1 protein-coding gene is annotated in these 972 nt (G+C 76.2%); it reads right to left on the reverse strand.

What is annotated here, in order from left to right:
* Positions 1-38 precede the first annotated feature (38 nt).
* Positions 39-972: metallophosphoesterase (locus DQW85_RS22205; RefSeq protein ID WP_113702135.1), on the reverse strand; the 934-nt coding region annotated here is incomplete at its 5' end.

Genomic DNA, 972 nt, shown 5'->3' on the forward strand with positions numbered 1-972 from the left:
CCCCCGGGCGAGGCCGCCCGGGGGTCGCCCGGCGAGGGTCACGCGGCCGGTACGGTCTGCGGCTCCCACGAGAAGACGCCCGGCGAGGCGGGGTCGACGGTCACCCGCAGCCAGCGGGTCGCGGTGTCGCCGAACGTCTCCAGGCGGGTGAGGTTGGGCACCCCGGCGTAGCCGGGCTCCTGCTCGTACAGGTGCTCGTCGCCGTGCACGAGCAGCACCGGCTTGCCGTACGCGCGGGCGCGCTCGGCCAGGCGGGCGCGGATCCGGGTGAACCCGGGGGTCTCCGTGGGCTCGGCCTGCATCATGATCAGAACGCCCGGCGCCCGGGTGCGGGAGGCGGTCGCGAAGGCCGTGTCGATCCAGTCGAGCGCGGCGGCGGTGCGGGCCTCGACCTCGGCCGTCCGCTCCGCCGGCCGGTCTCCGCCGGGCAGGCCGCTCCACGGGGCCAGGCCGTTCTCGCTGCCGACCGCGTGCACGGTGGCGAAGACCACCCGGCCGCGGGTGAACAGCACATTCTCCCGGTAGACGCGGTGGCGCGGGGCGCGGGCCTGGGTCCGCACGCCCATCGGGTGCCCGCCGAGGGTCCGCCCGGCGATCGGGTAGAAGACGCGGCGGACCGCTTCGAGCCGTTCGGTGGGCAGGTAGCTCCCGGCGGCGACCCGGTGGCAGTCGGTCCACTCGTTGTCGCCCGGGGTCAGCACGAACGGGTCGTCGAAGGTGGCGAACAGCCCCGCCAGAGTGGCGAAGCGGGCGTCGTCACAGGTGGTGGAGCCGTTCTTGACGTCTCCGGCGTGCAGCACGAACCGTATGCGGGGGTCCGCGTCGATGGCCTGGACCAGGGCGGGGAAGGCGGCCTGCTGGGCGTCGCCGTACGGGGTGTCGCCGATCAGGGCGAAGGTGACGGCGTGACCGGGGGCGGTGCGGCCGGGCTCGGCGCTCGCCGGGGCGGGCGGCGTGGCCGCGGCGCTCGCG

This window comes from Nonomuraea lactucae, from assembly GCF_003313395.1.
Classification (GTDB): Bacteria; Actinomycetota; Actinomycetes; order Streptosporangiales; family Streptosporangiaceae; genus Nonomuraea; species Nonomuraea lactucae.